The organism is Streptomyces sp. CBMA123 (assembly GCF_014596465.1).
Classification (GTDB): domain Bacteria; phylum Actinomycetota; class Actinomycetes; order Streptomycetales; family Streptomycetaceae; genus Kitasatospora.
On record NZ_MECK01000640.1, the window covers coordinates 1 to 24,299 of the forward strand.

A 24,299-nucleotide genomic window follows, 5' to 3' on the forward strand; every position below is an offset into this window, starting at 1 on the left:
CCTGCCCGCGCTGCTGGAGCGGGCCGCCGCCGAGCACCCGGACCGCCCGGCGCTGATCGCCCCCGACGCCGTCCCGGCCGGGCCCGGCACGGTACGCCTGGACCACCGCGAGCTGAACGCCCGGGCCAACCGGCTCGCCCACCTGCTGCTGGCCCGCGGGGCCGGCCCTGGGGACGTGGTGGCGCTCGCCCTGCCGCGCTCCCCGGAGCTGGTGGTCGCCCTGCTGGCGGTGCTCAAGACCGGCGCCGCCTACCTGCCGGTGGACCCGCGCTACCCGGCCGAGCGGATCGCCCACCTGCTCGGCGACGCGGCGCCCGTCCAGGTGCTGGCCGTCGACGGGGTGGACCTGCCCCCGACGGCCGCCGTCCCGCTGCTGCTGGACGCCCCCGGGACGCTCGCCGAACTGGCCGGGCACCCGGACACCGACCCCGGCGACGCCGACCGCACCCGGCCGCTCACCCCGCAGGACACCGCGTACGTCATCTACACCTCCGGCTCCACCGGCCTGCCCAAGGGCGTGGCGGTGCCGCACGCCGGGGCGGTCAACCTGGTGGCCGGCCTGCACGGCTTGCTCGGCCCGGGCCGCCGGGTGCTGCAGTTCGCCTCCTTCAGCTTCGATGCCAGCGTCTGGGAACTGGGCGCCTCGCTGTGCACCGGCGGGACCCTGGTGTTCGCCACCGAGGAGAGCCGGCTCGCCGGGGACCAGCTGGCCGCGCTGCTGGCCGAGCACGGGGTCGACCACGCCATCCTGCCGCCCCCCGTCGCGGCCGGGCTGCCGGAGGACGCGCCGCTGCCGGACGGTCTGCTGCTCGCCGTCGGCGGCGAGGCCTGCCCGCCCGCCCTGGTGGACCGCCTCGCCGGGCGGCTCGACCTGCGCAACGCCTACGGCCCGACCGAGGCCTCGGTCTGCGCCACCTGGAGCGAACGGCTGCGCCCGGGCACCGGCCCGCTGCCCACCGGCCGCCCGCCGATCGGCCGTCCGCTGGGCGGCCACCGGGCGTACGTGCTGGACGCGGCGCTGGCGCCGGTGCCGGTCGGCGTCACCGGCGAGCTGTACCTCGCCGGGGCCGGCCTCGCCCGGGGCTACCCGGGCCGCCCGGTGACCACCGCCGAGCGCTTCGTCGCCGACCCGTACGGCGAGCCCGGCACCCGGATGTACCGCACCGGGGACCTGGTCCGCTGGCGGGCCGACGGCACCCTGGAGCACGTCGGCCGGGCGGACCACCAGATCAAGCTGCGCGGCTTCCGGATCGAGCCCGGCGAGATCGAGGCCGCGCTGACCCGGCACCCGGTGGTGGTCCAGGCCGCGGTACGGGTGCGCAGCACGCCGGCCGGCGTCCAGCAGCTGGTCGGGTACGTGGTGCCGCTGCCCGGGGTGGCCGCCGTCGACGTACCGGTGCTGCGCGCCTTCCTCGGCGAGTCGCTGCCCGCCCACATGGTGCCGGCCGCCCTGGTGACGCTGCCCGCGCTGCCGCTGACCGCCAACGGCAAGCTGGACGTCCGGGCGCTGCCGGAGCCCGGGGCGGACCCGATGCTGCCGGGCCGGGCCGCGGACCGGGCGCGTCCGCCGCGAACCCCGGCTGAGGAGGTGATCGCGGTGGTCTTCGCGGAGGTCCTCGGGCTCGAACGGGTCGACGCCGACGGGGACTTCTTCGCGCTCGGCGGTGACAGCCTGCGCTCGGTGCAGATCGTCGGCCGGGCGGCGAAGGCCGGGCTCACCCTCTCGCTGGCCGATGTGTTCACCCACAAGACGGTGGCGGCCCTGGCCGCCGCCGCCCGGCCCACCGAGCGCGGGCCGCTCCCGTCGGCGCTGCTGGAGCCGCTGCTGGCGATCCGGCCCGGCGGCGGCGCCGAGCCGCTGTTCTGCGTGCACGGCGGCGTCGGCTTCGGCCTGCCGTACGCCGAACTGGCCGCGCACCTGGACCCGGACCGGCCGGTGTACGCGCTGCAGTCCGACGGCATCGCGGCGCCGGCCGGGCAGTGGCGCAAGCCGGTCGGGGTGCGGGAGTTGGCCGCCGAGTACCTGGCCCGGATCCGGCGGGTGCAGCCGCACGGCCCGTACCACCTGCTGGGCTGGTCCTTCGGCGGGCTGGTCGCCCACGAGATGGCCGTGCAGCTCCGGGTGGCGGGCGAGCCGGTGGCCTTCCTGGCGGCGCTGGACGTCCAGCCGGTGCGGCCGGGGGACCCGAACCCCACCGATCAGGAGATCCGGTCCGCCTTCCTGAAGCACCACGCCGCCGGGGCGGGGGTGGACGGGGCGGAGCTGTCCCGGCTGATGACCGTGATGCGACACCACACCGACATCGCCCGGGAGTTCACCCCCGGACGGTTCGACGGGGAGCTGCTGCTGTTCGTCGCGGACGGCGCCGGGAGCGGCCTGGCGGCCGAGCGCTGGCGGCCTCACCTCGGCGGCCCGCTCACGGTGCACCGGGTGCCCTGCGACCACGAGGAGATGCTGAACCGGGAGGCGGCCGGGCGGATCGGTGCGATCACCGACGCCGCCCTGCGCCGCCTCGGCTGACGCGCGGCGACGGGCAGGCCGGATGCCTGCCCGTCGCCGTTCGTCGGGTGCGGGGTGAGCTGCCCTCACCCCGGGATCAGAGGGAAGGGTCCTGCATCAGGATGGCCTGGTACAGGTGGTGGAGCCGCCGGCTCGGCTTGAGCCCCAGCTCGTCGTCCAGCCACTTGCGGGTGCGGTGGAAGATGTCCACGGCCTCCGACTGGCGGCCGCAGCGGTACAGCGCGATCATCAACTGCTCGCTGAAACGCTCCCGTTCGGGGTACTGGGCGAGCAGCTGCTTGAGTTCGGCGACCACCGTGCCCGCCTCGCCCGCCTGGAGCTGCGCCGCGATCAGGTCCTCGCGGGCGGTCTTGCGCTGCTCGTCCAGCCGTAGGGCGACGGCCCGGCACCACGGCCCGTCGCTGGTGTCGAGCAGGGCCGGTCCGCGCCACATCGCCAGCGCCGACCGGAGGGTGTCCATCGCTTCGTACGGCCGGTGTTCGACCAGCCCCGCGCCCTTCTCCGCCGTCCGCAGGAAGCGGTACGCGTCGATCGCTTCCTCCTGGACGGTCAGCATGTAACCGTTGTCGACGGTTCTGATGATCTCCTGGTCCGGTCTCTCCAGACCCAGTTCGGCCAGTGACTTCCGCATGCGCTTGACGTTGGCCTGGAGGGCGTTGCGCGCGTTCTTCAACGGCGCCTCACCCCACAGTTCGTCGATCAGTTCGTCGAAGGCGACCACCTGACCGGCGTTCAGGGCGAGCATGGTGAGCATGACGCGGTTCTTCTTCGCCCGTAACCCCACGGTGCGTTGACCGTCGCCGATGAGTAGCGGGCCCAGTATGGAGATGTGCACAAAATTTCCCCGTTCTTAGCGATGAACTCCAACCACGAGCTTTTCCGTTGAGTCCTCTAGGAGCCACTACCATCAGGGGTCAACTTGTTTGAAGGGGACTGAAAAAGGGGAAAAGCCCGGGTATCATTCGCGCCGGTCAAGTATCGGACACGGGTGGCTGGTCCTGCCATGTACCTTCGTACATGAGTTGGTGGACCTGGGCCACCAGGCCGGCCTGGAGCCGGGACTCCACTCCCAACTTCGCCATCACGCTGGCGACATGTGCCTTCACCGTGCGTTCCGTGACGTGCAGCCGGTCGGCGATGCCGCGATTGGAGTGCCCCGTCCCGATCAGGTCGAAGACCTGCCGCTCCCGCCCCGAGAGTGTGCCCACCCGGGCGAGTTCATCGCGCCAGCGCGTCGAGGCGAGGCCACCGTCACCGTGCCGGCCCACCACCACACCGCCCCCGCTTCCGTGGCGCGTTCCGTCGCCGATGCGGCCTCCGCCCGAAGGCTACGCGCATCGACGAACGCGTAAGCGATTCTACAACTCCCGTAACAAACCATCGCGGGACGGGCGGCGTCAAACCCCTTAAGGCGGCAGCGGGTTCACTGCGCATACGGACGAAGCGGCCGGGGCGGGGGGAGGGCCCCCGCCCCGGCCGTCCGGCCGGTTGTGACAGGTTGTTACGAAAGGGTCGTGCGGGCCGCCGCGGAGGCCGCCGCCGCGGCCACGATCGAGGGCAGCCGAGGGGGCCGGGCGACCGACTGGCGGGCCAGCCGGGAGGGCCACCAGGTCTTCCAGCCGAGCAGGGTGATCATCGCCGGCAGCACCACGATCCGGATCACCGTCGCGTCCAGCAGCACGGCGCAGGCCATGCCCACGCCCATCTGCTTCATCTCGATGTAGTTGAGCGAGGCCAGCAGCGCGAACACGCAGACCATCACCGCCGCCGCGCTGGTGACCACCCCGGCGGTGCGGGTGATGCCCTGCTCGACCGCCTCCCGCAGCGACAGCCCGCCGCGCGCCGCCTCCCGGATCCGGCTGACCACGAAGACGTGGTAGTCCATCGAGAGCCCGAGCAGGATCACGAACAGCATCAGCGGCATCCAGGCCACCACCCGGCCGGTGGACTCGAAGTGCAGCAGGTCCTCGGCCCAGGTGTGCTGGAAGATCAACGCGAGCACGCCGAACGAGGCCGCGGTGGAGAGCAGGTTGAGCGCCACGGTGATCAGTGCCAGGACGACCGAGCGGAAGGCCAGCGCCATCACCAGGAAGGTCAGCGCCAGCGCCACCCCGAGCACCCAGGGCATCTTGTCCATCACGTTCGCCCGGTAGTCCACGTCATAGGCCACGTCGCTGCCGCCCACCGCGAACTGGGCACCCTCGACGCTGCCGAGGGTCCGCGGGGCGAGGTCCTCGCGCAGCCGGGCCAGCGAGGCGCGGGCCTGGTCCGAGCCGCTGTCGAACCGGGTGCCGATCGCCACGGTGGCGACCGTGCCGTCCGCCGAGGTCCGCACCACCGGCGCCGGGTCGTGGACGAAGAGGTCGTCGGTCAGCGTGCGCCGGACCAACGCGTCGACGGCCGAAACGAGTTCGGCGCGCTCGCCGGGCGGCACCCGCACCGCCACCAGGTGGGTGTCGCACTGGCTCGGGAAGGACTCGGTCAACCGCTGGTAGGACTGCATCGCCGGGATCGACCGGGGCAGGTCGTCGATCCCGGTGGCCTTGAGCTTGAGCCCGAGCGCGGGCAGCGCGAGCACCAGCAGCGCCGATACCGAGGCCGCCAGGGCGATCACCGGGTGGCGCAGCGAGGGCTTGAGCATGGTCGACCAGAGTCGGGGCTTGACCCCGCCCTTCTGGGTGAGCCGCCACACCAGCGGCACCCGGGGGGCGTCCAGGTAGCGGCCGAAGCGGGACAGCATGGCCGGCAGCACTGTCAGCGAGGAGATGATGGCGATCGACACCACGATCACCGCGCCGGTCGCCATCGACTCGAAGGCGATGTGCCCGGCCAGGTAGAGCGCGCCCATCGAGACCAGCACCACCACCCCGGAGACCAGCACCGAGTGTCCGGAGGTGGCGGCCGCGATCTCGATCGCGTCGATGTTGTCGGTCCCCAACGCCCGTTCCTCGCGCTGGCGTTTGAGGTAGAACAGCGAGTAGTCCACGCCGATCGCCATGCCCATCAGGACGATGAACGGGGTCACCGGACCGGGGTCGGGGACGACCTGCGAGGCGATGCCCCACAGCCCGAGCCCGGCCAGCACCGAGGACAGGCCGAGCACCACCGGCACGCTCGCGGCGACGATCGCGCCGAAGACGAAGACCATCACCAGCAGGGTGACCGGCAGGCTGAGCACGGTCGCCTTGCCGAGGTCCCGGCTGAGCATCTCGTTCAGTCCGGCCTTGATCGAACCGGAGCCGACCAGTTCCATCCGTACGTCGCCGTGGCCCGGCCGGGCGTCGTCGACGGCGTCCAGCAGCGGCTGCACCCGGTCGGCGGCGGTCTCCGGATCCCCGTCGAGGGTGACCGGCACGAGCAGGGAGGTGCCGTCCGGGGCGGGCTGCGGCTCGCCGATCGAGGCGACCCCGGTGAGGCCGCGCAGGCCCCGGGTGGCGTCGTCCACGGCCGCCTGGGCCCGGACCGGATCGAGCTGCCCGCCGCCCCAGGAACTGACCAGCAGGTTCTCCACGGCCCGCTCCTGGAGGCCGCCGGCCCGGGCGATCGCGGCGGCCCGGCCGGACTGGCCGATCGCGAGGTCGGAGTTGGTCGCCTGCCGGGTGCCGGTGAGGCCGCCGACCACCAGTGCGCCGACCACGAACGCCACCCAGAGCGCGATCGCCCACCAGGGGTGGACCGCGCTCCACCGGGCCGCCCTGGTGATCACGTTCCTGCCTTCCACGATCACGTTCCCCTCCTTCTCGGCGCAGTCGCCCAGGCGCGGGCACGGGCCGGACCAGGGGTCCGGCCGTGCGGTGCGGTGTGCGTTCGTACCGAGAAATCTAATGACGATCCGACCCGCGACCACGGGTACAACTACGCCGATCCGAGGGGGAGTTTCTTCTACTTGACACCCTGTCGCGACTCGTCGTCCCGCGGTTGCCGCGCTGGACCGGAGTGCGCGGGTGCTCCTGGATACCACAGGCCCCACGACATGGCGAAGGGTCCGTCGCCCAACAGCGCGACGGACCCCGCGTACTCCTCCGACAGCGGCAGGTCGGCGACCCGCCAGGGACCGGCCAGTCCCGCCGGGGCGGGGGCGTCCGGGAGCCGCACCGTGGCCTGGCCGGCGGTGTGGGCGACCGGGAGGGCCAGGCCCTCGGTGAGCCGACCGCCCGAGGCCTTCACGCAGGCCTCCTTCCTGGTCCACAGCCGGGCGAACGCCGGACGGCCGCCCCTGGCCACCAACTCCCGCTCCTGGGCGGGGAAGAAGCGCCGGGACAGCCGGTCCACGTCCCGGCCGGAGCGGACCGTCTCGACGTCCACGCCGACCGGCCGCGGGGCCACCGCGAGCAGGGCCAGCTCCCCCGAGTGGGAGAGGCTGAAGTGCAGGCCGGGCGCGTCCGCCACGGCCGGCTTGCCCCAGCGCCCGCGGCTGAAGCGCAGCAGCTCCGGCGGACGGCCCAGCCGCTCGCCGAGCAGGATCCGGGTGGCGGCGTGCGCGATCACGAAGCGGCGCCGCAGTCCGGGCAGCCGGCCGCTGCGGGCGCGGGCCCGCTCCTCCGGGTCGAGCAGCCGCTCCAGCGCCGCGAGGTCCGACTCCGTCGCGGCGCCCGGTGGTTCGGATTCCGTCGCGGCGCCCGGCGGCCCGCCCTCGTCGGGCGGTCCTCCGGTCAGCGGGATGCGCCAGATCTCGACCGCTTGTCCCGTCCTGTTCAGAGCCGGTCCACCTTCCCGGTGTGCAGCCCCTGGAAGAGGGTGAGCTTCTGGATGTTCCTGGTCCCCTCCATGAACTCCACGCCCCGGGCGTCCCGGGCGAGTTTGTCCAGCAGGGGGTGGTCCAGCCGGGCGCCGGGGCCGAAGAAGCCGGGCGCGCGCAGGGTGACCTCCTCGGCCACCTGGCAGGCCCGCGCCTTGGCCGCCGAGGCGAGGTACCCGTCGGAGGGCCGGCGGTCCACCGCGAGGGCGGCCCGGTAGGTCAACTGCCGGGCCGCGTCGATCCGTCGGCCCAGCTCCTCGTACGCGTCCCGTTCCGCGCCGCACAGCCCCTTGCGGTTCTCGCCGATGTAGTCGTGCGCGGCCCGGGCGATCCCCAGGGCGATCGCCGCGACGCTCGGCCGCAGCCGGTTGAAGACCGAGACGATGCCCCACATCCCGCGCCGGGTCGGCGGCAGGTGGGCACCGAGCACCCGCTCGGCCGGGACGTGCACCCGGTCGAAGGTGACCCGGCACAGCTGCACCCCGCGCAGGCCCAGGGTGGGGATCGGCTCGGCCCGGTAGCCGGGGTCGGCGGTGTCCACCAGGACGGCCAGCACGCCGAGCCGCTCGGTGCCCGCGACCCGGGCGAAGACGGCGCCCAGGTCCGCCCGGGCGGCGTTGCCGACGTAGCGCTTCTCGCCGTCCAGCAGGTAGGAGCCGTCGCCCAGCGGGGTCAGCGTGGTGCTCATCTCGCCGATGGCGGAGCCGCGGTCCGGTTCGGTGAGGGCGAAGGAGGTCCAGCGCGGGCGTTCGGCCAGGTGGCCGTAGACCCAGTCCCGCTGGGCCGGGCTGCCGAGCACGCCCAGCAGCACCCCGGTCATCGACGCGCCGGGGGAGCCGAGCACCATCCCGGCGTCGCCGCGGGCCAGTTCCTCGCTCACCACGGCCCGCTCCAGGGTGGCCAGGCCGTGGGCGGGGCCGCTGCCGGGCTCGCCGCTCGCGCGGTCCCAGCCCGGGGGCGTCAGGTGGCCGGCCAGGAAGCGGACGGCGGGCAGGTCCAGGTAGCGGTGGACGGCCTCGGGGTCGCGGTCCAGTTCGAGGGCGCCCGCGCGCAGGTCGTCGGCCCACGCGCGGACGTGGCGGCGGGTGCTCCGGAGCGGGCTCGGCAGGGTGGTCATCCGACGCCTCCAGGCGCGTCGAGGCGCTGGGCCGGGGAAGCGTCGTGGAGGTGGGGCACGGGGACGTCGGCGAGGTGGGCGACCGGAGTGTCGTGGTGGTGGGCGACGGGGCCGGGCCGGCCGCAGTAGACGTCGGCGAGCAGCTCGGAGGCGTAGGCGTCCCGGCCGGGTCCCTCGGCGGTGAAGCCGTGGGCGCCGAGCAGCCGCAGCAGGGCGCGGTCGACCTCGGTGATCTGCGCCTGCAGCCGGGCGAGGGAGCGGGCGTCCAGCGGGTGGGCGGGGGTGCAGGGGTCGCACTCCTCGTCGGCCTCGGCCAGGCCGTCGAGCACGCCCGCGATCTCCAGTTGCTCGATCAGGGCGTCCGCGAGCGCACCCTTGACCAGCTGCTGCAGCAGCAGCGAGGTGCCCTCGACCCGGCGGGCGGCGAGGTAGGCGACGCAGGCCTCGCGCAGCCGCTCGGAGTGTCCGAGTCGCAGCCAGGCCAGTCCGGTGTCCCAGGGCCGGGGGCCGGGATCGGCCGGGGTGCGGGGAGGGGGATCGGAGTCGGCCGGGGTACGGGGAGTGGGAATGGGGGCCGCCGGGGTACGGGGAGCGGGGTGCAGGACGGCGAGGTCCGGCAGCGGGCCCAGTGCCTCCTCGTCCGGCAGGTCGCCGTAGCCGTCGAGGAGTTCGCGCGGTACCACCGCGTGTCCGCGGGGGCCGCGCGGTGGCGCGCCCGGGGAGAGCGCGCGGGACAGCAGGGTGAGGGCCGGCACGAGGCCGTCGGTGCGCGCACCGGCCCTCGCCTCGCGCCAGTGCTCCCGTACCTCGGCCGGAACGGTCATCTGTGTCTCCACTCCCCCGTGTCGAGCGTGCAGTAGGCCAGGGCGTCGCGGTCCCGGTCGTAGTCGGCGACCACCACCGGGCGGTTGCCGGCGCCGGTGCCCGGTCCGGCGTTGCTTCCTGTTGTGGCGTTGCTTCTTGTTGCGTCGTCGGTGCCCGGTCCGGCGTCGGTGTCCGGGGTGTCGTCCGTGCCCGGTGCGTCGTCGGTGCCGCGGACGGCGTCGAGCAGCGCGGACCAGCTCCCGGTGGCCGGACGACCGGCCGCCCCCCTGGCCAACGTGCCCTGGTGGGGCGGAAGTTCAGGTCCCTCGGCGAGACCGGCGCCGGCCACCAGGGCGGCGTCCGCCGGCCAGTGCGCGAACAGGCCGGGCCCGGGCCGCCCGAGGGCCTGGCCGCCCAGCGGGCGGTCGCCGCCGTCCCAGCGCAGCAGCAGCGCCACGGCGGCGTCGCCGCGCAGGCCGGCCGGGGAGTCGGTGGGCAGCGGGAACGGCTGGGTGCCCTGGTCCACGGCCAGCAGCAGCAACCGCGACCAGCCGCACCGCCGGGCGTACTCCACGGCCACCCGCAGCGCGCTGAACGGCGCCAGCCGGCCCTGGTCGGACAGCGCGAAGGCGAGCGGATCGCCCGGCAGCCGCCGCCGGACGCAGGAGGCGACCAGCTCGGTGTGCTCGAAGTCCGGGGCGGCGTAGGCGATCACCGCCATCTCGGGGGCGTCCTCGGCGTCCAGTGGCCCCAGCGCGTCCAGGGCGCCGTAGGCCAGCTCCACCGAGGTGCGCCGCCCGGCGGCGGCGAACTGGGCGCGGTCGAAGGAGGCCCGGTACGGCGCCCCGAGCTCCGCGTAGAACTCCTCCCGCGCGTCCCCCGGCTGGTACGGGGTGCCCCGGCCCGCCGGGGCGTACCCGGCCGCCCGGACCAGCCGGGGCAGGGCCGCCGGGCCGGCCGGGTGCGGGCGCCGGACCGCTGCGGTCGCGCGGAACATGCTCAGGCGCCCGCTTCCCCGGCGACGAAGCCGGCCAGCGAGCCGACCGTCTCGAAGTGGGTCATGTCCAGTTCGTCGGCGTCGAACTGGAGGTCGAGGATCTCCTCGATGGTGATGAGGAGTTCGAGCGCGCTGCTGGAGTCCAGGCCCAGCTCGTCGAAGAGGCGGACGTTCTCGTCGGCGCCGGAGACGTCCTTGTTGAGGACCTCCGAGAGGCCCTTGCGGACGGCGTCGACGAATCTGGGGTCGGTCGTGGTGTCGCTCACGGAGTGCTCCTCGCTGTGGTCCCGGCCGCCGGTCGGCGGGCGGATGCGGTCGTTCGGTGTGGTGTGGTGTGGTGCGGTGTGGTGCCGGGCCCGCTGTGCCTGCCTGCCGGCCGTGCGGGGTGCCGGGTGGTTCCGGGCGGCTCAGTCGTCCTGCGGGACCGGCCGGTACAGCCGTTGCCCGGCCAGCAGCGCGCCCACGTCGTCGCGCTCGCGGACCAGGTGCGCCCGCCCGTCCAGGACGAGCACCTCGGCCGGGTAGCCGTGGCTCAGGAAGTGCACCGGGGAGGCCGTCGGCCCGTACGCGCCGGAGCGCTGCACGCCGATCAGCTCGCCGGCGCGCAGCGGCGGCATCGGGACCTTCTTGCCGATCACGTCGTTGGGCGTGCACAGCGGCCCGGTGATGTGCCACGGCTCGGTGGCGGGCTCGTCCATCCGCTCCAGCGCGGCCATCGGGAAGTTGCGCTTGACGTACGAGCCGATGCCGACCGCCGCCATGTGGTGGTTGGTGCCGCCGTCGGTGACCGCGAAGTTCTCGCCCATCGAGGTCTTGGTGTAGCGCACCCTGGTCACGTAGGTGCCGGAGGCGGCGACCAGGAAGCGGCCCAGCTCCATGATCAGCCGGGTGTCGGGGTGCCGCTCGGTGAAGTCCTCGACCAGCGGGTTGATCCCGGCGGCCAGCACGGCGAGGTCGAGGTCCTTCTCGTTGTCGAAGTAGGCGATGCCGAGGCCGCCGCCGACGTCCACGGTCTCCAACGGGAAGTCCAGCTCGGCGGAGAGCCGTTCGGCCAGGTCGAAGATCCGCCGGGTGTTCTCGACGACCGACTCCTCGGACAGGATCCGGGTGCCCAGGTAGACCTGGACGCCCATCAGCCGCAGGTGCGGGTACCGGGCGGCCAGCCCGCGGCCCTCGGCCAGCAGCTGCTCCTCGTCGGTGCCGAACTGGCGCGGCTTGCCGCCCATGGTCAGGCCCGAACCCTTCACCTGGAAGCTCGGGTTGACCCGCAGCGCGACCCGCGCGGTGACCCCGCGCTCCGCCGCCAGCTCGTCGATCAGGCCCAGCTCCTCCACCGACTCGCAGACGATCGCGTGGATGTCCTGGTCCAGGCAGGCGGCCACCTCGGCGCGGCTCTTGCCGGGGCCGAGGAAGATGGTGTCCTGCGGGCGCACCCCGGCCCGCTGGGCGGTGACCAGCTCGGTCAGCGAGGACACCTCGGCGCGGGCGCCGCAGCTGTGCAGCAGGGCGCAGACCGAGATGTTGGGGTTCGCCTTCAGCGAGTAGAAGACCTCCAGCGCGGGGTGCAGCGCCGCGCGCAGGCCCCGGAAGCGGGTGGTGATCTCCTCGCCGTCGTACAGGTACAGCGGGGTGCCGAACTCCTCGGCCAGCTCGGTGATCCCGAGGCCCTGCACCTCGAATGCGACGCTCACGATCAGCTCCGTTCCGGGAAGGCCGCGAGGCGGCGGGTGATGTCGGTGTCGAGTGCCGCGATCTCCTCGTCGGAGGCACCGACCAGCACGCCGTACAGCCGGCCCTCGAAGCCCTCCGGGCTGTCCGCGGCCGTGCCGTGCGCGGCGTTAACGGTGGCGTAGTTGTTGACGAACAGGCCTCGGGGCCGCGCGCCCCGACCGTCGGGCCGGGTGCCGTCGGGCCGGGTGGCGTCCGGTGCCGGCTCGTCCCGTACCGGCCCGTCCAGCAGCAGGCCGTCCAGCCGTTCGGCCAGCTCGGCGAAGGGCAGCGGGCGGGTCAGCCGCAGCGGGTAGTGCCGGGCGACGGCGACGTCCTCGGGGCCGGCCAGCCCGCCCTCGTGCACCACGTTCTGGTAGGTGGACATGTTGTTGCGGGCGTTGATCTCGATCACCGGGTACAGGCCCTCGTCCGGGTCGACCATCGCGTCCACCCCGACCACGCCGTAGTAGCCGTCCGCGGCGAGCCGCTCGCCGAGCCGCAGCGCGGTCGCGGCGATCTCCGCGACCTGCCGGTCGGACAGCCGGGCCGGGATGCGGTGGCCCTTGTGCACCCCGCCCTCGGTGAGCAGCTCCTTGACGAAGTCGAAGTGCACGGAGCCGTCCCGGCCCACGGTGAACTGGTAGTTGAGGTCGCAGCGCTTGGCGACCCACTCCTCCACCACCAGCGCCGTGCGCGGCGCCCCGGCCCCGTCCTGGGCGGCCCGGGCGGCCTTCTCGGCCTGTTGGACGGCCATCCGGTGCAGCCGGCCCAGCCGGGCCGCGGAGTCCAGCACCACGATGCCCTTGCCGGACACCCCGAAGGCGTCCTTGAGCACCACCTTCCGCCCGGCGTCGAGCAGTTCACCGGCGGCCGCCACCGCCTCCGCCAGCTCCTCCAGGGTCTCGCAGGCCCAGCCGCGGGCCTGGCGGATGCCCAGCTCGTCGGCCAGGCGGCGGCTGTACACCTTGCTGTTGACCCGCTTGCAGACGGCCGCGGAGGGCGCGCCCAGCGGGAGCCCGGTCCGGGCGGCCAGCTCCTCCTCGACGGCGGAGATGCCGTGCGCGGTCAGCCGGGCACCGCCGGCGGTGAGGCCGGCCAGGGCGTCGAGCAGGGCCGGGTCGGCGAGGGCGTCCTCGCTGACGGTGCGCTGCGGGTCCTGGCCGGCCACCACGTGCACGGTGGGCAGCTGGAGGCCGAGGCCCTCCAGGTAGCCGCGGTAGCCGTCGTCCGGCGCGGTCTTCAGTACGACGTGGTCGTCCTTGCCGCCGAGCAGCAGGGTGAACTCGTCCATCCGGTTGACCACCGCGCTGCCCGCGTGCGAGGCGACCCGGGGCAGGGCGGGCTCGCCGAGCGCCCAGTGGTTCTCCACCTCGAAGTTGCCCAGGAACACCAGCGGGGTGTCCGGTGATCCGGTCACCGCGCGCTTGAGCCGCGCGCCGAAGCCGGCGGAGGGAAGGTGCATGTCGACCTCGTCCATTTCTCGTGTGCGCTCGGTCCGGCAGGGGGCCGTCGGTGTGCGACGGCCCCGTTCGTGCCGGACGGTCTCGTCAGTGCTCGAACACCATGGCGGCGAAGGTCGCCCCGAGCCCCACGCTGGTCATCAGGTAGCGGTCGCCGGGACGCAGCCGCCCCAGCTCGGTGGCCTTCTGCAGGTTGATGAAGGGGTCGGCGCAGAAGCAGTGGCCGGTCTCGCCGACCAGGTCGAGGTAGACCTTGTCCAGCGGCAGTCCGAGCTCCTTGCAGACGCCGATCCAGGACAGCCGGTTGACGTTGTGCGGCAGCACCAGCGCCAACTCCTGCAGCCCGCAGCCGGCTTCGGCGAGCGCCGCGTCGATCACCTCGCACAGGCCCGGTCCGTACAGTTCCTGGAACTCCTTGGCGGCGGTCCCGCTCATGATGAACTCGTCGCCGAACTGCGGGTAGGTGCGGGCCGCGTAGCCGATCATCCGGTCCGGGCCGGAGCGGTCCGCGCTCACCAGGAAGGCCGCGGTGCCCTCGCCCATGACGGTGACGTCCGGGATGGACTGGGTCTGGGCGGTGCAGGCCTTCTCCCCGGCCACGACCAGGGCCAGCGCGTCCGGGTCCGGGTCGGCGGCGAGCAGGGTGCCGGCCAGGTCCAGGGCGAGCAGGCCGGAGGCACAGGCGTGGTGCGAGACGACGAACGCCGCGGCGTGCTCCAGGCCGAGTTCGGCCTGGAGCGGACCGAGCGAGGTCATCGGGTACGGCAGCGGCGACGGCATGGTGCGCGCCTGGAGGACGTACTTGACGCGCTGTTCCTGGCCGCGCAGCTCGACCAGCTTGGTGGCGGCGCGCAGTAGCAGTTCGGTCTCGGTGGCCGCCGGGTCGCGGCACACGTCGGCGAGCCCGTAGAAGCGCTGGTAGCGGCGCAACTGAACGTCCGTCAGTTGGAGTCGCTCCTGGAAGCGGGCGATCGGGATGGTGTCGGGAAGGTAGCTGGAGACCGCCGTGATCGACGTCATGCCCACTACGGTCGCGCGCGGCGCTGACGCTCAGCTGACGCCGGGCTGACCGTCTCCGGGGCCCGCCGTCACCGGTGACAGTGACCGCCCCGTGGCGGTTCCGCTTGTCGCGGGGGCGGCCGGCGCACATCTGCCGTTCGGCGGATATCCGAGGGCTCATCCGGGCGTATCCCGGCGGAACACGCGGAAGGGGTGGGCCTTTCGGCACACCCCTTCAGATCATCTGATCGCGCGTCAGTCCTCGTCGCCGAGGCCGCGCGTCAGTCCTCGTCGCCGAAGTCGCCCCCGAGGTCGCCCCCGGCGTCGCTCCCGTCCGGGGTGCCGCTGATCGCGTACCCCTGGCGGCGCGCCTCGTAGCAGGCCACCGTGGCCGCCGCCGACACGTTCAGCGAGCCGACCCGGCCCAACTGCGGCACGAACACCACCTGGTCGCAGAGCGCCAGCGCCTCGGGCGTGATCCCGCGGTCCTCGTGCCCGAGCACGAAGGCCACCGCCGGGGTCAGTTCGGCGGCGAACATCGGCACCGCGTCGTCCGCCAGTTCCAGCCCGACCACCTTGAAGCCGTCGGCCTTGGCCGCCGCCACCGCCTCGGCGACGGTCGGGAAGTGCTCCACCTTCAGGTACTTGTCGGTGCCCATCGCGGCCTTCTGCGCGCCGGAGGAGCGCACCGACGGGGTGTCCCCGGCCAGGTACAGCTTCTCGGCGCCCATCGCCGCGCCGGTCCGGACCACCGAGCCGACGTTGAACGGCGACTGCAGGTTCTCCAGGATCATCGCGAGCCGGAACTCGTTGCTGCGCCGCCACGAGCGGTGCAGTCGCTTCAGTTCGGTCCCGCGCAGCTGCTTCACGACGTCGTTCCCCGTCCACTCTCGGTGCCCTCGCCCGCTTCCGGGCGGGGCCGTGCTTCCAGAATCCGGAACCCGTTGACCGACGCGACCCGGGTGGTCGGGTGGCCCTGCTCGTTGAGCCACTTCTGCAGCGAGTCCGAGCCCAGGTGCTTCTGCACCACGAGGAACGCCGAACCGTCCGGGGTCAGCCGGCCGAGCCAGTGCGTCAACAGCCCGCGCAGTTCGGCCTTGCCGATCCGGATCGGCGGGTTGGAGTAGATGGTGGCGAACCGGAGGTCCTCGGGGACGTCGTCCGGCAGCGCGGCCTGGACGTTGCCCAGCCGCAGCGCCCCGGCGTTCAGCCGGACCAGCTCCAGCGCGCGCTCGTTGACGTCCACCGCCCACACCGGCAGCCGCTTGCGCCGGGTCGCCCAGGTCAGCGCGATCGGCCCGTAGCCGCAGCCGACGTCCAGGATCGGGCCGCGCACCCGCGGCGGCGGGGCGTGCTCCAGCAGGATCCGGGTGCCCTGGTCGAGCCGGCCGTGCGAGAACACCCCGGCGTCGGTGGTCAGTTCGAGGGTCAGGTCCGGGAGCGAGACCGTGATCGGCCGGCGCTCGCTGGCGACCTCGGGTGCACTGGAGAAGTAGTGCGAGCCGGACATGATTTCCCTGTCGTTCGTGCGGGCCGTCGTTCGTGCGGCCCCGGGGCCACGGGGGCCACCGGGTGGGTGCGGTCGAGCCCTGGGTACGGCACCGATCGTACCCCCGGTGGCCCGGGGCCCGTTCCGCACAGGCCGGGCGGTCAGCGCATGCCCGCTGGTCAGAGCGTGCCCGGGGTCTTGCGGGTGGCGATGTTGATCCGGTTCCAGGTGTTGATCGTGAAGCACACCGAGATCAGCTGCGCCAGCTCCGCCTCGGCGAAGTGCGCGGCCGCCCGGGCGTACACCGCGTCCGAGACGCCGCCGCTGATCCGGGTGATCTCCTCGGCCAGCGCCAGCGCGGCCCGCTCCCGCTCGCTGTACACCCCGGCCGGGGCCTCGTGCCAGACCGGCAGCAGGTAGATCCGCTCGTCGGTCTCGCCGGCCTTGCGGGCGTCCTTGGCGTGCATGTCCAGGCAGTACGCGCAGTTGTTGAGCTGCGAGGTGCGCATCTGCACCAGCTCGACCAGGGCCGGGTCCAGGCCCGCGCGGGCGGCGGCGTCCAGGGCGATCATCGCGCGGAACACCTGGGGGACGGTGCGGGCGTAGTCGAGGCGGGCGGGGGTGGCGGTGGTGTCGTTCGTCGTCATGGGAATGACTCTAGGCGCGGAATGAACCCCTCCCATGGGTCATTGAGATGCCGGATCCATGGGTCAATTCCGCCCCGGACAACACGCCGGAGCGGCCCCGGCACATCGCGTCCGCGCGCCCGGCGGCGGATACTGCCAGTACGCCATCCGGGCCCTGGGAGCCTCCCGACAGTGAGGACGGACGCCATGCCGCAGAATCACGAGGACTACCTGATCGACGAGGCCGTCGAGGCCGTCGAGCCCGACGAGGACGCCCCCACCGGCGACGAGTACGACGAGGTCGCCGAGCGCCGGGCCGTCGGCGCCGACCCGGCCACCGACGTCGCCGACGCCGCCGAGCAGAGCCGGGTCGTCAAGCTCGACGAGGACGACTACCGCTAGCCGGACCGCCCGGACCGCCCGGACCGCCCGCCTCCTACGGCTACAGCGCCTTGCGCCGTTGCAACCAGGTCATCGCGGCCCAGCCCGGCAGCACCGGCAGGATCAGCGTCAGCAGCCGGAACAGCGCCACCGCCGCCAGTGCCCCGCCCTTCTCCATCGACGCGGTCTGCTCCAGCCCGAACACCAGCGCCGTGTCCACCGCGCCGGCCCCGCCCGGGGTCGGCGCCGCGTTGCCCGCCGCGTTGCCCACCAGGAACACCACCGCCACCGGCGCGAACGACGGCTCCCGGCCGAGCGCGCGGATGCAGCAGTACAGGCAGGCGATCAGGCACAGCGACACCAGCAACTGCCCGGCCACCCCCACCGCCAGCCGGCCCGGGTTGCGCAGCAGGTCCAGCAGCCGTGGCAGCACCTCGGCCGTCAACGGCCGCAGCCGCGCCGCCAGCCACCGCCGGGCCGGCGGGATCGCCCACACCACCGCCAGCAGCACCGCCGCCACCGCCAGCCCGCCCACCACCGCGGGCAGCGCGTCCAACTCCGAACCGCCGGGCTGCAGGTCCAGCAGGTAGACGAAGGCCCCCAGCTGCAGCAGGTGCAGCACCAGTCCGATCAACTGCCCGACCCCGACGCTGGACAGCGCCTGCGCGGTGGGGATGTTCGCCCGCTGCAACAGCCGGGTGTTCAGCGCGATCCCGCCCACGCCCCCGGGCGACACCAGCTTCACGAACGCCCCGGCCACCTGCGCCAGCACCACGTTGCGGAACTCCAGCCGCTCCGGCACGAACCCGACGAAGCCCATCGCCGCCGCCACATGACTGCACCCGGCCGCCACCAGCGCCAGCACCAGCCACCACGGATCGGCGTCCGCCAGCGCCGCGACCGGGTTGTCCTCGGTCGCGAAGAACTGCGGGATCAGCAGCCACCCGGCCACCACCCCGCCCACCACGGCCAGCAGCGTCCGCGGCCGCACCCGCTCCAGCCGCACCGGCCGCCCCACCACCTCCGGCCGGCCCCGCAGCACCTCCGCCCGGATCTCCTCCAGCAACCCACCGGCCGGGCCGGGGCCGCCATCGGGGCCCTGGGCCTGCGGCGCGGTGGCGGTGGCGGTGAGGACGGCGGCGCTGCCCGTGCCGCCGTCCTCACCGCCGCCCGAGGCGCCCGCCTCCGCGCCGCCGCCCGCCTCCGCCGTATTCCCGCCCGGCCGGCGCTTGAGCGACTGGCGGGTGGAGCGGGCGAGGGCGATCGGCTGGAGGAGGGGGAGGGCGGCGCCGAGGACGTCGGGGCCGAGGACGGTGGTGGCGGTGCGGACGGCGCGGGCGGCGCCGGCCCGGAGGGCGAGGGTGGTGAGGAGCTGGGCGATGTCGCAGCGCAGGACGAGTTCGCTCGCCGCGATGTCGCCGTCGGCGAAGTCGACCAGGTGGACCGCGCCGGTGTCGTCGACCAGCAGGGAGCCGGGTACGAGGGCGCGGTGGGCGATCTCGCGGCGCTGGAGCAGGGCGAGCTGCTGCCAGGCGTCGGCGAGCAGTTCGTCGGTGACCTCCGCGTCGTCGAGCCGGTCCAGGGGCCGTCCGGCGAGGTGTTCGTAGGCGATGAGGGCGGTGTCGTGGCCCAGGCCCGCGGTGGCGGCGATCCGGCGGGTGCGGACTCCGGCGGCGAGGGCCGCGTAGGTGACCAGGGCCTCGTGCTCCAGCCCGGTGCGCGGTGAGCGCAGGGCGCGGGGGTGCGGGGCGGTGCGCAGCCGCAGGCGGCGCCAGGCGCGCTGGACGGCGGCGGCGGTGACGGCCTGCCGGTCGAGGACCTGGACGTCGAGTTCGGGCCGGCCGTCGGCCTGCCGGACGCGGTAGCGGTCCAACCCGGCGGGGAGGGCTTCGACGGGCCGCAGTCCGCTGTCCCGCAGGGCCCGCAGGACCTCCCCGGGCCGGGGTCGCGGGTCCGGGGTGCCGACGGCGTACAGGGTGCCGTGGGCGCCGGTCCAGCCGATGAGCACGCCGAGCAGCAGCGCGGTGGGGGTGGCGTACCCGCCGGCCAGTCCGGCGAGGCCGGAGAGCGCGAGGACGGCCCAGGGCAGGCGCCGTTCGCGGCTGCCGGAGGCGGTCATGAAGGCGAGGACGGGTGCCAGGTAGCCGTAGACGGGTTCGGTGTGTCCGAGCGCGTCGGCGGGCAGCCGCTGGGTGAGTGCGGTGAGCAGTGAGGTCGGGGCGAGGTCGTCGGCCCACAGGTCGAGGGCGAGGGTGGCGCCGTACGCGGTGACGGCGGCGAGCAGCCCGTCGGAGACCTGTTGGAGGGCGCGCCGCCGGTCCGGGCCGAGCAGGCGGTGGGCGGCGAGCCCGACCGGCAGCAGCAGGACGGCGGCGGTGGTGAGCCCGCCGGCCAGACTCGCCAGCGGGCGGGGCACCAGGGCGGCGGCCTCGGCGACGTCGGCGGCGAAGCCGCCGGTGGTGGCGCGGGCGTAGTCGGCGAGCAGCAGGGTGAGGACGATCGCGGTCAGGCCGGTGAGCAGCCGGATCAGGGCGACCGGCTGCCGGACCCGGCCGGCCTCGGACAGCGGCCTGGCCCGCCGGTGCGGACCACCCGGCTGCCCGGGTACACCCCCGCCGGTGCCGGTCCGCCCGGATATGCCCCTGCCGCTGCCCGGCTGCCCGGCCGGGGCCGTACCGCGGCCCCCGCCGGTGTCGCCGTTCGTTCTCCCCGTCACGATCGCCACGGATGGCATGCTCCCATGCCACCCGTACACCAAGGGCCCGGATCCGGCGCTGCCGCGTCACGTCCGCCGGGTCACGCCTGCCGGGTCGGCAGCACCACCTGGTGGCGCAGGTTGACGTGCCGGGGGCGGCTGACGGTGTAGGCGATCAGGTCCGCGATGTCGCCGGCGCCGAGCGACGGGATCGCGGCGAACATGTCGCCGAGCCCCTCGCGCAGTGCCGGGTTGTCGATGTGCCCGCCGAGTTCGGTGTCGGTGAGGCCGGGCTCGATCGCGCTGACCCGGACGTCCTGCGGGCCGAGTTCGGTGCGCAGGGCGGTGGACAGCTGGGTGAGGGCGGCCTTGGTGGCGCCGTACACGGCGAAGGCGGGGAAGGAGACGTGCGAGGCGATGGAGGAGACGTTGACCAGGTCGGCGGTGCGGCCGTCGGCGGCGGCCGAGGTGAGGTCGGCGGTGAAGGCGCGCACGATCCGCAGGGCGCCGGTGAGGTTGGTGTCGATCATCCGGGTCCACTCGTCGATCCGCCCGTCGGTGAGCGGGTTGGCGAGCATCACCCCGGCGTTGTTGACCACCAGGTCGACCGGGCCGTAGGCGTCGTGGACGGCCTCGGCGGCGGCGTCCACGGAGGCCTGGTCGGTGATGTCGGCGGTGACGGCGAGGGCCTGTCCGCCGGCCGCGGTGATCTCGGCGGCGAGCGCGTCGAGCCGGTCGGTGCGGCGGGCGAGCAGGGCGACCCGGGCGCCGTTCGCGGCGAGCAGCCGGGCGGTGGCGGCGCCCATGCCGCTGGCGGCTCCGGTGACGACGGCGGTGCGGGTGGCGAGGGCGGGGTAGCTCATCGGGGGCTCCTGGAGGGGGGCGGCGGCTTGACGTCGACCACTCTGCGGCGGTTCCGCGCGCCCACCCAGGGCCGAGTTCTACCCGGGAAGGCCCCACCCCGGAACTCCTTTCCCGGGAAAGGCAGTACCACCCTGGGGCTGCTGCCCCGGGGCTACCCTGCCTGGCATGGAGAACACCCTGGGGGACTTCCTCCGCTCGCGCCGGGCCCGGATCCAGCCCGAGGAGGTGGGCCTGCCCGCGCACGGCCGCCGGCGGGTGCAGGGCCTGCGGCGGGAGGAGGTGGCGCAGCTCTCCGGGGTCAGCGTCGACTACTACATCCGGTTGGAGCAGGGCCGCGGCGGCAGCGCCTCGGACGCGGTGCTGGACGCGGTGGCCCGGGTGCTGCGGCTGGACGAGGTGGAGGCGGCGCACCTGCGGTCGCTGAACCGCCCGCCGAAGGCGGCGCCCGCCCGGGCCCGGGGCGACCGGCAGGTCCGCCCGGGGACGCGGCTGCTGCTGGACCTGATGACCGGGGTGCCGGCCTTCGTGGTGGGCCGCCGGATGGACGTGCTGGCCTGGAACGCCCTGGCCGACGCGGTGAACGGCTTCTCCGGGCGCGCGGGCCGCAAGCCGGGCACACCGCCCAACCAGGCCCGGGACGGCTTCCTCGACCCCGAGGCCCGCACCTTCTACCGCCAGTGGGACGCGGTCGCCGCCGAGACCGTCGCCCAACTGCGCCGGGACGCCGGGCTGCACCCGGACGATCCCGCCCTGGCCACCCTGGTGGGCGAACTGTCGGTGCGCAGCGAGGAGTTCCGGCGGCTCTGGGCGGACCACCTGGTGCGGGAGAAGACCAGCGGGGTGAAGCTGCTGCGGCACCCGCTGGTCGGCGAACTCGACTTCGGTTACGAGACCCTGGCCGTCAACGGCTCGCCGGACCAGGTGCTGGTCGTCTACACCGCCCCGCCGGGCTCGCCCACCGCCCAGAAGCTGGCCCTGCTGGCGAGTTGGACGGCCTCCGGCACGGCTCCGGGGGCCGCAGGGGCCGCAGGGGCTGCGGGGGCCGCGGAGGCTGCGGAGGCCTCGGAGACGTTCTGAGCGGGCGGCCCGGCCCGGGGCGTCATAGCCTTCCACCATGAGCGCGTGCGAAGACCTCGCCATGGCCCCCCGGGACATCGAGCCCGCCCCGCCCACCGACGGCTGCGCGGACTGCCTGGCCCACGGCCGCCGGGACTGGGTCCACCTGCGGGTCTGCCTGGACTGCGGCCACATCGGCTGCTGCGACAACTCGCCGCAGCGGCACGCCACCGCGCACTTCCACAACTCCTCGCACCCGGTGATCCGCTCCTACGAGCCGGGGGAGGACTGGCGCTGGTGCTACGTCCACGAGGTCATGGGCTGAACCCGCCCTTCGCCCCGGCCCCGCCCTTCGCCCCGGCCCCGCCCTTCCGCCCGGTCTCGCCGGCCTCCGCAGTGGCGCCGATCCCCAACCCCGATAAAATCCGGACATACACACCCGAGCGGCCCCTCCGGCCGGCATCCGCCCGGCCGCGGTCGCCGAAGGGAGGCCGACGATGACCAAGCGAACGGCGGGCAGCACCGCCCAGCTCCGCCAGGGCACCCAGGAACTGCTGGAACGCCGCGGCATGGCGACTGCGCCGAGCCGGCTCGGACCGAAGCCCAGCTTCGGCCCGGTGTCCGCCGCCGGGAACCCCTCCGCCGACGCCTTCCGCCACGGCGGGCGCGACGCGGCGTCCGCGGCGCCGCACTCCGCCCCGGCGATGCACGCGGAACTCAAGGGCCACCGGCACCGCGGCGCGGAGAAGCACTCCGCCCACTGACCCGCGCGACCACGTGGGGACGGGCGCCGACCGACCCGGCGCCCGCCCCTGACGCGTGTTCAACCAGCGCTCCCGGCAACCCCCGAGGGAACTGTCGGTGGCGTGCGTTACGTTCGTCCCGTTCACCAGCACGCGGCGGGACGACGGGGGTACACCATGGCCGATGTGATCACGGCGGAGCCGGTCGAGCTCCAGCTGGAGCGGTACCGCACCGAACTCACCGGCTACTGCTACCGGATGCTCGGCTCGGTCTTCGAGGCCGAGGACGCGGTGCAGGAGACCATGGTCCGGGCCTGGCGCGGGCACCAGGGCTTCGAGGGGCGGGCCGCGCTGCGTTCCTGGCTGTACCGAATAGCCACCAACGTCTGCCTGGACGCGCTGAACGGCCGCAACAACCGGGCCCGTCCGATGGACCTCGCCGGCCCGGTGACGGTGGCCACCGCGCACGGCACCCAGCTGCCCGAGGTGACGTGGATCGGCCCGGCGCCGGACGGCCGGGTGCTCCCCGAGACGGGGGATCCGGCGGAGGTGGCCGCCCAGCGCGAGTCCGTGAAGCTGGCCTTCGTCGCCGTGCTGCAGCGGCTCGCACCCCGGCAGCGGGCGGTGCTGATCCTGCGCGAGGTGCTCGGCTGGAAGGCCGCCGAGGTGGCCGAACTGCTGGGTGTCACGGTCGCCTCCGTCAACAGCGCGCTGCAGCGCGCCCGCGCGGCGCTCGCCTCGGACACGTCGGCCGCCCGCCCGGCCCCCGTGCTGGACGAGGCCCACCGGGCGCTGCTGGACCGCTACGTCCACGCCTTCGAGGCGTACGACATGGACGGCCTGGCCGAACTGCTGCACGAGGACGTCACGCTCAACATGCCGCCGTTCTCGATGTGGCTGCGAGGGCTGGAGGAGGTCCGGGCGTGGATGCTGGGCCCGGGGCACGGCTGCCGGGGTTCCCGGCTGCTCCCGGTGACGGCCAACGGCGGCCCGGCCCTCGCCCAGTACCGGCCGAGCCCGGAGGGCGGGCACGCGCCGTGGGCGCTGATCGTGCCGGAGGTGTCAGGGGGCCGGATCACCGGGCTCACCAACTTCCTCGACACCGACGTGCTCTTCCCGCTGTTCGGCCTTCCGGCCCGGCTCCCCGCCGAGTGACGCGAGTGACCCGAGCGGGTCGAACAGGTCGAGCGAATCAAGCGGATCGAGCGGATCGGCCGCTCCGGGCAGCAGCGCCGCGAGCCCGCTGAACGCGAGCAGTTCGCGCAGCGGGCCGCCGGTGTTCAGCAGCACCACCCGCACCCGGTGCCGGGCGGCGGCCAGCCGCAGCCGGGCGAGGGCGTCGACGACGGCCAGGTCGGGGGCGGTCAGGGCGCCCAGGTCACAGGTCAGGACGGCTTCGTTCGCTGTGCTCTCCATGCGGGTTGGACCGTTCCCGGCCGCCGGACTCATCGGTCCGGTCGGCGGCGCGGTGGCGCGGTGGCAGAGTGGGGCCGACCGAACCGCCCTGCCCCAGGAGGAACACCGTGACGGCCGAACCCTTGAGATCCCGCGAGGAGTGGCTGGCGTCCCTGCCCCGGATCTACGCGGCGGCGGGCTGCCTGCTGCGCGACGAGTCCGGCCGGATCCTGATCGTGAAGGCCGGGTACCGCGAGCACTGGCAGTTCCCGGGCGGGACGATCGACCTCGGTGAGGGCCCGGTCGAGTGCGCCAAGCGGGAGTTGGAGGAGGAGACCGGCATCGTCCGGGAGACCGGCGACCTGCTGGCCATCTCCTGGACCCACCCGTCGAACGAACTCGACCACCCGGCCCAGCACTTCATGTTCGACTTCGGCACCGTCCCGGACGGCACCCCGGTGACCGTCCCGGCCGGCGAGCTGGACACCCACCGCTGGGCCGAGCTGGACGAGGCCCTGGAGCTGCTCGGCCCGGCCCGTTCGGCCCGGCTGCGGGCGGCGTTGGAGGCGGTGGTCGACGGCCGGGTCCGGATCGTCACCACCCACATCTCCGGCTTCTAGGGCGTGTCTGACACGCCCTAGGCCGCCATCCGCAAGTGCCGTGCCCCGGGCGGTAGTTCCACCCGGGGCACGGTCGGTGCGGAG

The 24,299-nt window shown here is 74.2% G+C and carries 24 protein-coding genes; 7 read left to right on the top strand and 17 right to left on the bottom strand.

Annotated features, from left to right (window positions below; translation table 11 throughout):
* A partial coding sequence (locus tag BG452_RS44705; RefSeq protein WP_188310147.1) for an amino acid adenylation domain-containing protein occupies window positions 1-2,521 on the top strand: 2,521 nt, incomplete at its 5' end.
* A gap of 76 nt (window positions 2,522-2,597) precedes the next feature.
* Here the strand turns inward: BG452_RS44705 and BG452_RS44710 are convergent.
* The 14 genes from BG452_RS44710 to BG452_RS44775 form a co-directional block, all read right to left on the bottom strand.
* Complete coding sequence (locus BG452_RS44710) at window positions 2,598-3,356, bottom strand: AfsR/SARP family transcriptional regulator (RefSeq protein ID WP_317621535.1); 759 nt, start codon at window positions 3,354-3,356, stop codon at window positions 2,598-2,600.
* Between the two features lie 136 nt (window positions 3,357-3,492).
* A complete protein-coding gene (locus tag BG452_RS46820; protein ID WP_317621536.1) occupies window positions 3,493-3,729 on the bottom strand; it encodes a helix-turn-helix transcriptional regulator in 237 nt (78 codons plus the stop codon).
* Between the two features lie 293 nt (window positions 3,730-4,022).
* Window positions 4,023-6,248, bottom strand: coding sequence for an MMPL family transporter (locus BG452_RS44720; RefSeq protein ID WP_317621537.1), 2,226 nt, complete (start codon window positions 6,246-6,248; stop codon window positions 4,023-4,025).
* A 155-nt stretch (window positions 6,249-6,403) separates the two neighbouring features.
* On the bottom strand, window positions 6,404-7,009 hold the full coding sequence (locus BG452_RS44725; protein WP_317621538.1) for a 4'-phosphopantetheinyl transferase family protein: 606 nt from the start codon (window positions 7,007-7,009) through the stop codon (window positions 6,404-6,406).
* A gap of 206 nt (window positions 7,010-7,215) precedes the next feature.
* On the bottom strand, window positions 7,216-8,376 hold the full coding sequence (locus BG452_RS44730; RefSeq protein ID WP_188310148.1) for an acyl-CoA dehydrogenase family protein: 1,161 nt from the start codon (window positions 8,374-8,376) through the stop codon (window positions 7,216-7,218).
* The gene (locus tag BG452_RS44735; RefSeq protein ID WP_188310149.1) at window positions 8,373-9,200 is read right to left on the bottom strand and encodes a hypothetical protein; all 828 of its coding nucleotides are present in this window, start codon (window positions 9,198-9,200) and stop codon (window positions 8,373-8,375) included. The genes BG452_RS44730 and BG452_RS44735 overlap by 4 nt, the downstream gene beginning before the upstream one ends.
* The gene (locus tag BG452_RS44740) at window positions 9,197-10,177 is read right to left on the bottom strand and encodes a hypothetical protein (RefSeq protein WP_188310150.1); all 981 of its coding nucleotides are present in this window, start codon (window positions 10,175-10,177) and stop codon (window positions 9,197-9,199) included. The genes BG452_RS44735 and BG452_RS44740 overlap by 4 nt, the downstream gene beginning before the upstream one ends.
* Before the next feature lie 2 nt (window positions 10,178-10,179).
* The gene (locus BG452_RS44745; RefSeq protein ID WP_188310151.1) at window positions 10,180-10,443 is read right to left on the bottom strand and encodes an acyl carrier protein; all 264 of its coding nucleotides are present in this window, start codon (window positions 10,441-10,443) and stop codon (window positions 10,180-10,182) included.
* A gap of 141 nt (window positions 10,444-10,584) precedes the next feature.
* On the bottom strand, window positions 10,585-11,868 hold the full coding sequence (locus tag BG452_RS44750; protein WP_188310152.1) for a type III PLP-dependent enzyme: 1,284 nt from the start codon (window positions 11,866-11,868) through the stop codon (window positions 10,585-10,587).
* Between the two features lie 2 nt (window positions 11,869-11,870).
* Entirely contained in the window at window positions 11,871-13,349 is a 1,479-nt protein-coding gene (locus BG452_RS44755; RefSeq protein ID WP_188310153.1) for an ATP-grasp domain-containing protein, read from the bottom strand.
* Window positions 13,350-13,434: 85 nt separating this feature from the next.
* The gene (locus BG452_RS44760; protein ID WP_188310154.1) at window positions 13,435-14,367 is read right to left on the bottom strand and encodes a ketoacyl-ACP synthase III family protein; all 933 of its coding nucleotides are present in this window, start codon (window positions 14,365-14,367) and stop codon (window positions 13,435-13,437) included.
* Between the two features lie 260 nt (window positions 14,368-14,627).
* Window positions 14,628-15,215: a TrmH family RNA methyltransferase gene (locus tag BG452_RS44765; protein ID WP_188310155.1), complete on the bottom strand. Its 588-nt coding sequence runs from the start codon at window positions 15,213-15,215 to the stop codon at window positions 14,628-14,630.
* Window positions 15,212-15,856 (bottom strand): class I SAM-dependent methyltransferase, encoded by a 645-nt coding sequence (locus tag BG452_RS44770; RefSeq protein WP_188310156.1) that lies wholly within the window; start codon window positions 15,854-15,856, stop codon window positions 15,212-15,214. The genes BG452_RS44765 and BG452_RS44770 overlap by 4 nt, the downstream gene beginning before the upstream one ends.
* Window positions 15,857-16,014: 158 nt before the next feature.
* Complete coding sequence (locus BG452_RS44775) at window positions 16,015-16,482, bottom strand: carboxymuconolactone decarboxylase family protein (protein ID WP_188310157.1); 468 nt, start codon at window positions 16,480-16,482, stop codon at window positions 16,015-16,017.
* A gap of 186 nt (window positions 16,483-16,668) precedes the next feature.
* Between BG452_RS44775 and BG452_RS44780 the strand changes: the two genes are divergently transcribed.
* Window positions 16,669-16,863 carry a hypothetical protein gene (locus tag BG452_RS44780; protein ID WP_188310158.1) on the top strand — a complete coding sequence of 65 codons (195 nt, stop codon included), beginning with the start codon at window positions 16,669-16,671 and terminating at the stop codon, window positions 16,861-16,863.
* 40 nt (window positions 16,864-16,903) lie between these two features.
* Here BG452_RS44780 and BG452_RS47515 read toward each other — a convergent pair whose 3' ends face one another.
* Both BG452_RS47515 and BG452_RS44790 read right to left on the bottom strand, forming a co-directional pair.
* Complete coding sequence (locus tag BG452_RS47515) at window positions 16,904-19,567, bottom strand: YbhN family protein (RefSeq protein WP_188310159.1); 2,664 nt, start codon at window positions 19,565-19,567, stop codon at window positions 16,904-16,906.
* A 71-nt stretch (window positions 19,568-19,638) separates the two neighbouring features.
* On the bottom strand, window positions 19,639-20,400 hold the full coding sequence (locus BG452_RS44790; RefSeq protein WP_188310160.1) for an SDR family oxidoreductase: 762 nt from the start codon (window positions 20,398-20,400) through the stop codon (window positions 19,639-19,641).
* 166 nt (window positions 20,401-20,566) lie between these two features.
* Between BG452_RS44790 and BG452_RS44795 the strand changes: the two genes are divergently transcribed.
* The 4 genes from BG452_RS44795 (at window position 20,567) to BG452_RS44810 (ending at window position 23,355) form a co-directional block, all read left to right on the top strand.
* The gene (locus BG452_RS44795) at window positions 20,567-21,478 is read left to right on the top strand and encodes a helix-turn-helix transcriptional regulator (RefSeq protein ID WP_188310161.1); all 912 of its coding nucleotides are present in this window, start codon (window positions 20,567-20,569) and stop codon (window positions 21,476-21,478) included.
* A gap of 37 nt (window positions 21,479-21,515) precedes the next feature.
* On the top strand, window positions 21,516-21,782 hold the full coding sequence (locus tag BG452_RS44800; protein ID WP_188310162.1) for a UBP-type zinc finger domain-containing protein: 267 nt from the start codon (window positions 21,516-21,518) through the stop codon (window positions 21,780-21,782).
* Between the two features lie 172 nt (window positions 21,783-21,954).
* The gene (locus tag BG452_RS44805; RefSeq protein WP_188310163.1) at window positions 21,955-22,221 is read left to right on the top strand and encodes a hypothetical protein; all 267 of its coding nucleotides are present in this window, start codon (window positions 21,955-21,957) and stop codon (window positions 22,219-22,221) included.
* A gap of 156 nt (window positions 22,222-22,377) precedes the next feature.
* Window positions 22,378-23,355, top strand: coding sequence for a sigma-70 family RNA polymerase sigma factor (locus tag BG452_RS44810; protein WP_188310164.1), 978 nt, complete (start codon window positions 22,378-22,380; stop codon window positions 23,353-23,355).
* On the opposite strand, the gene BG452_RS44815 is transcribed toward BG452_RS44810, so the two are convergent.
* Window positions 23,263-23,616, bottom strand: coding sequence for an STAS domain-containing protein (locus BG452_RS44815; protein ID WP_188310165.1), 354 nt, complete (start codon window positions 23,614-23,616; stop codon window positions 23,263-23,265). The genes BG452_RS44810 and BG452_RS44815 overlap by 93 nt on opposite strands.
* 107 nt (window positions 23,617-23,723) lie before the next feature.
* On the opposite strand from BG452_RS44815, the gene BG452_RS44820 reads away from it, so the two are divergent.
* Window positions 23,724-24,215: an NUDIX domain-containing protein gene (locus BG452_RS44820; protein WP_188310166.1), complete on the top strand. Its 492-nt coding sequence runs from the start codon at window positions 23,724-23,726 to the stop codon at window positions 24,213-24,215.
* Window positions 24,216-24,299: the final 84 nt, after the last annotated feature.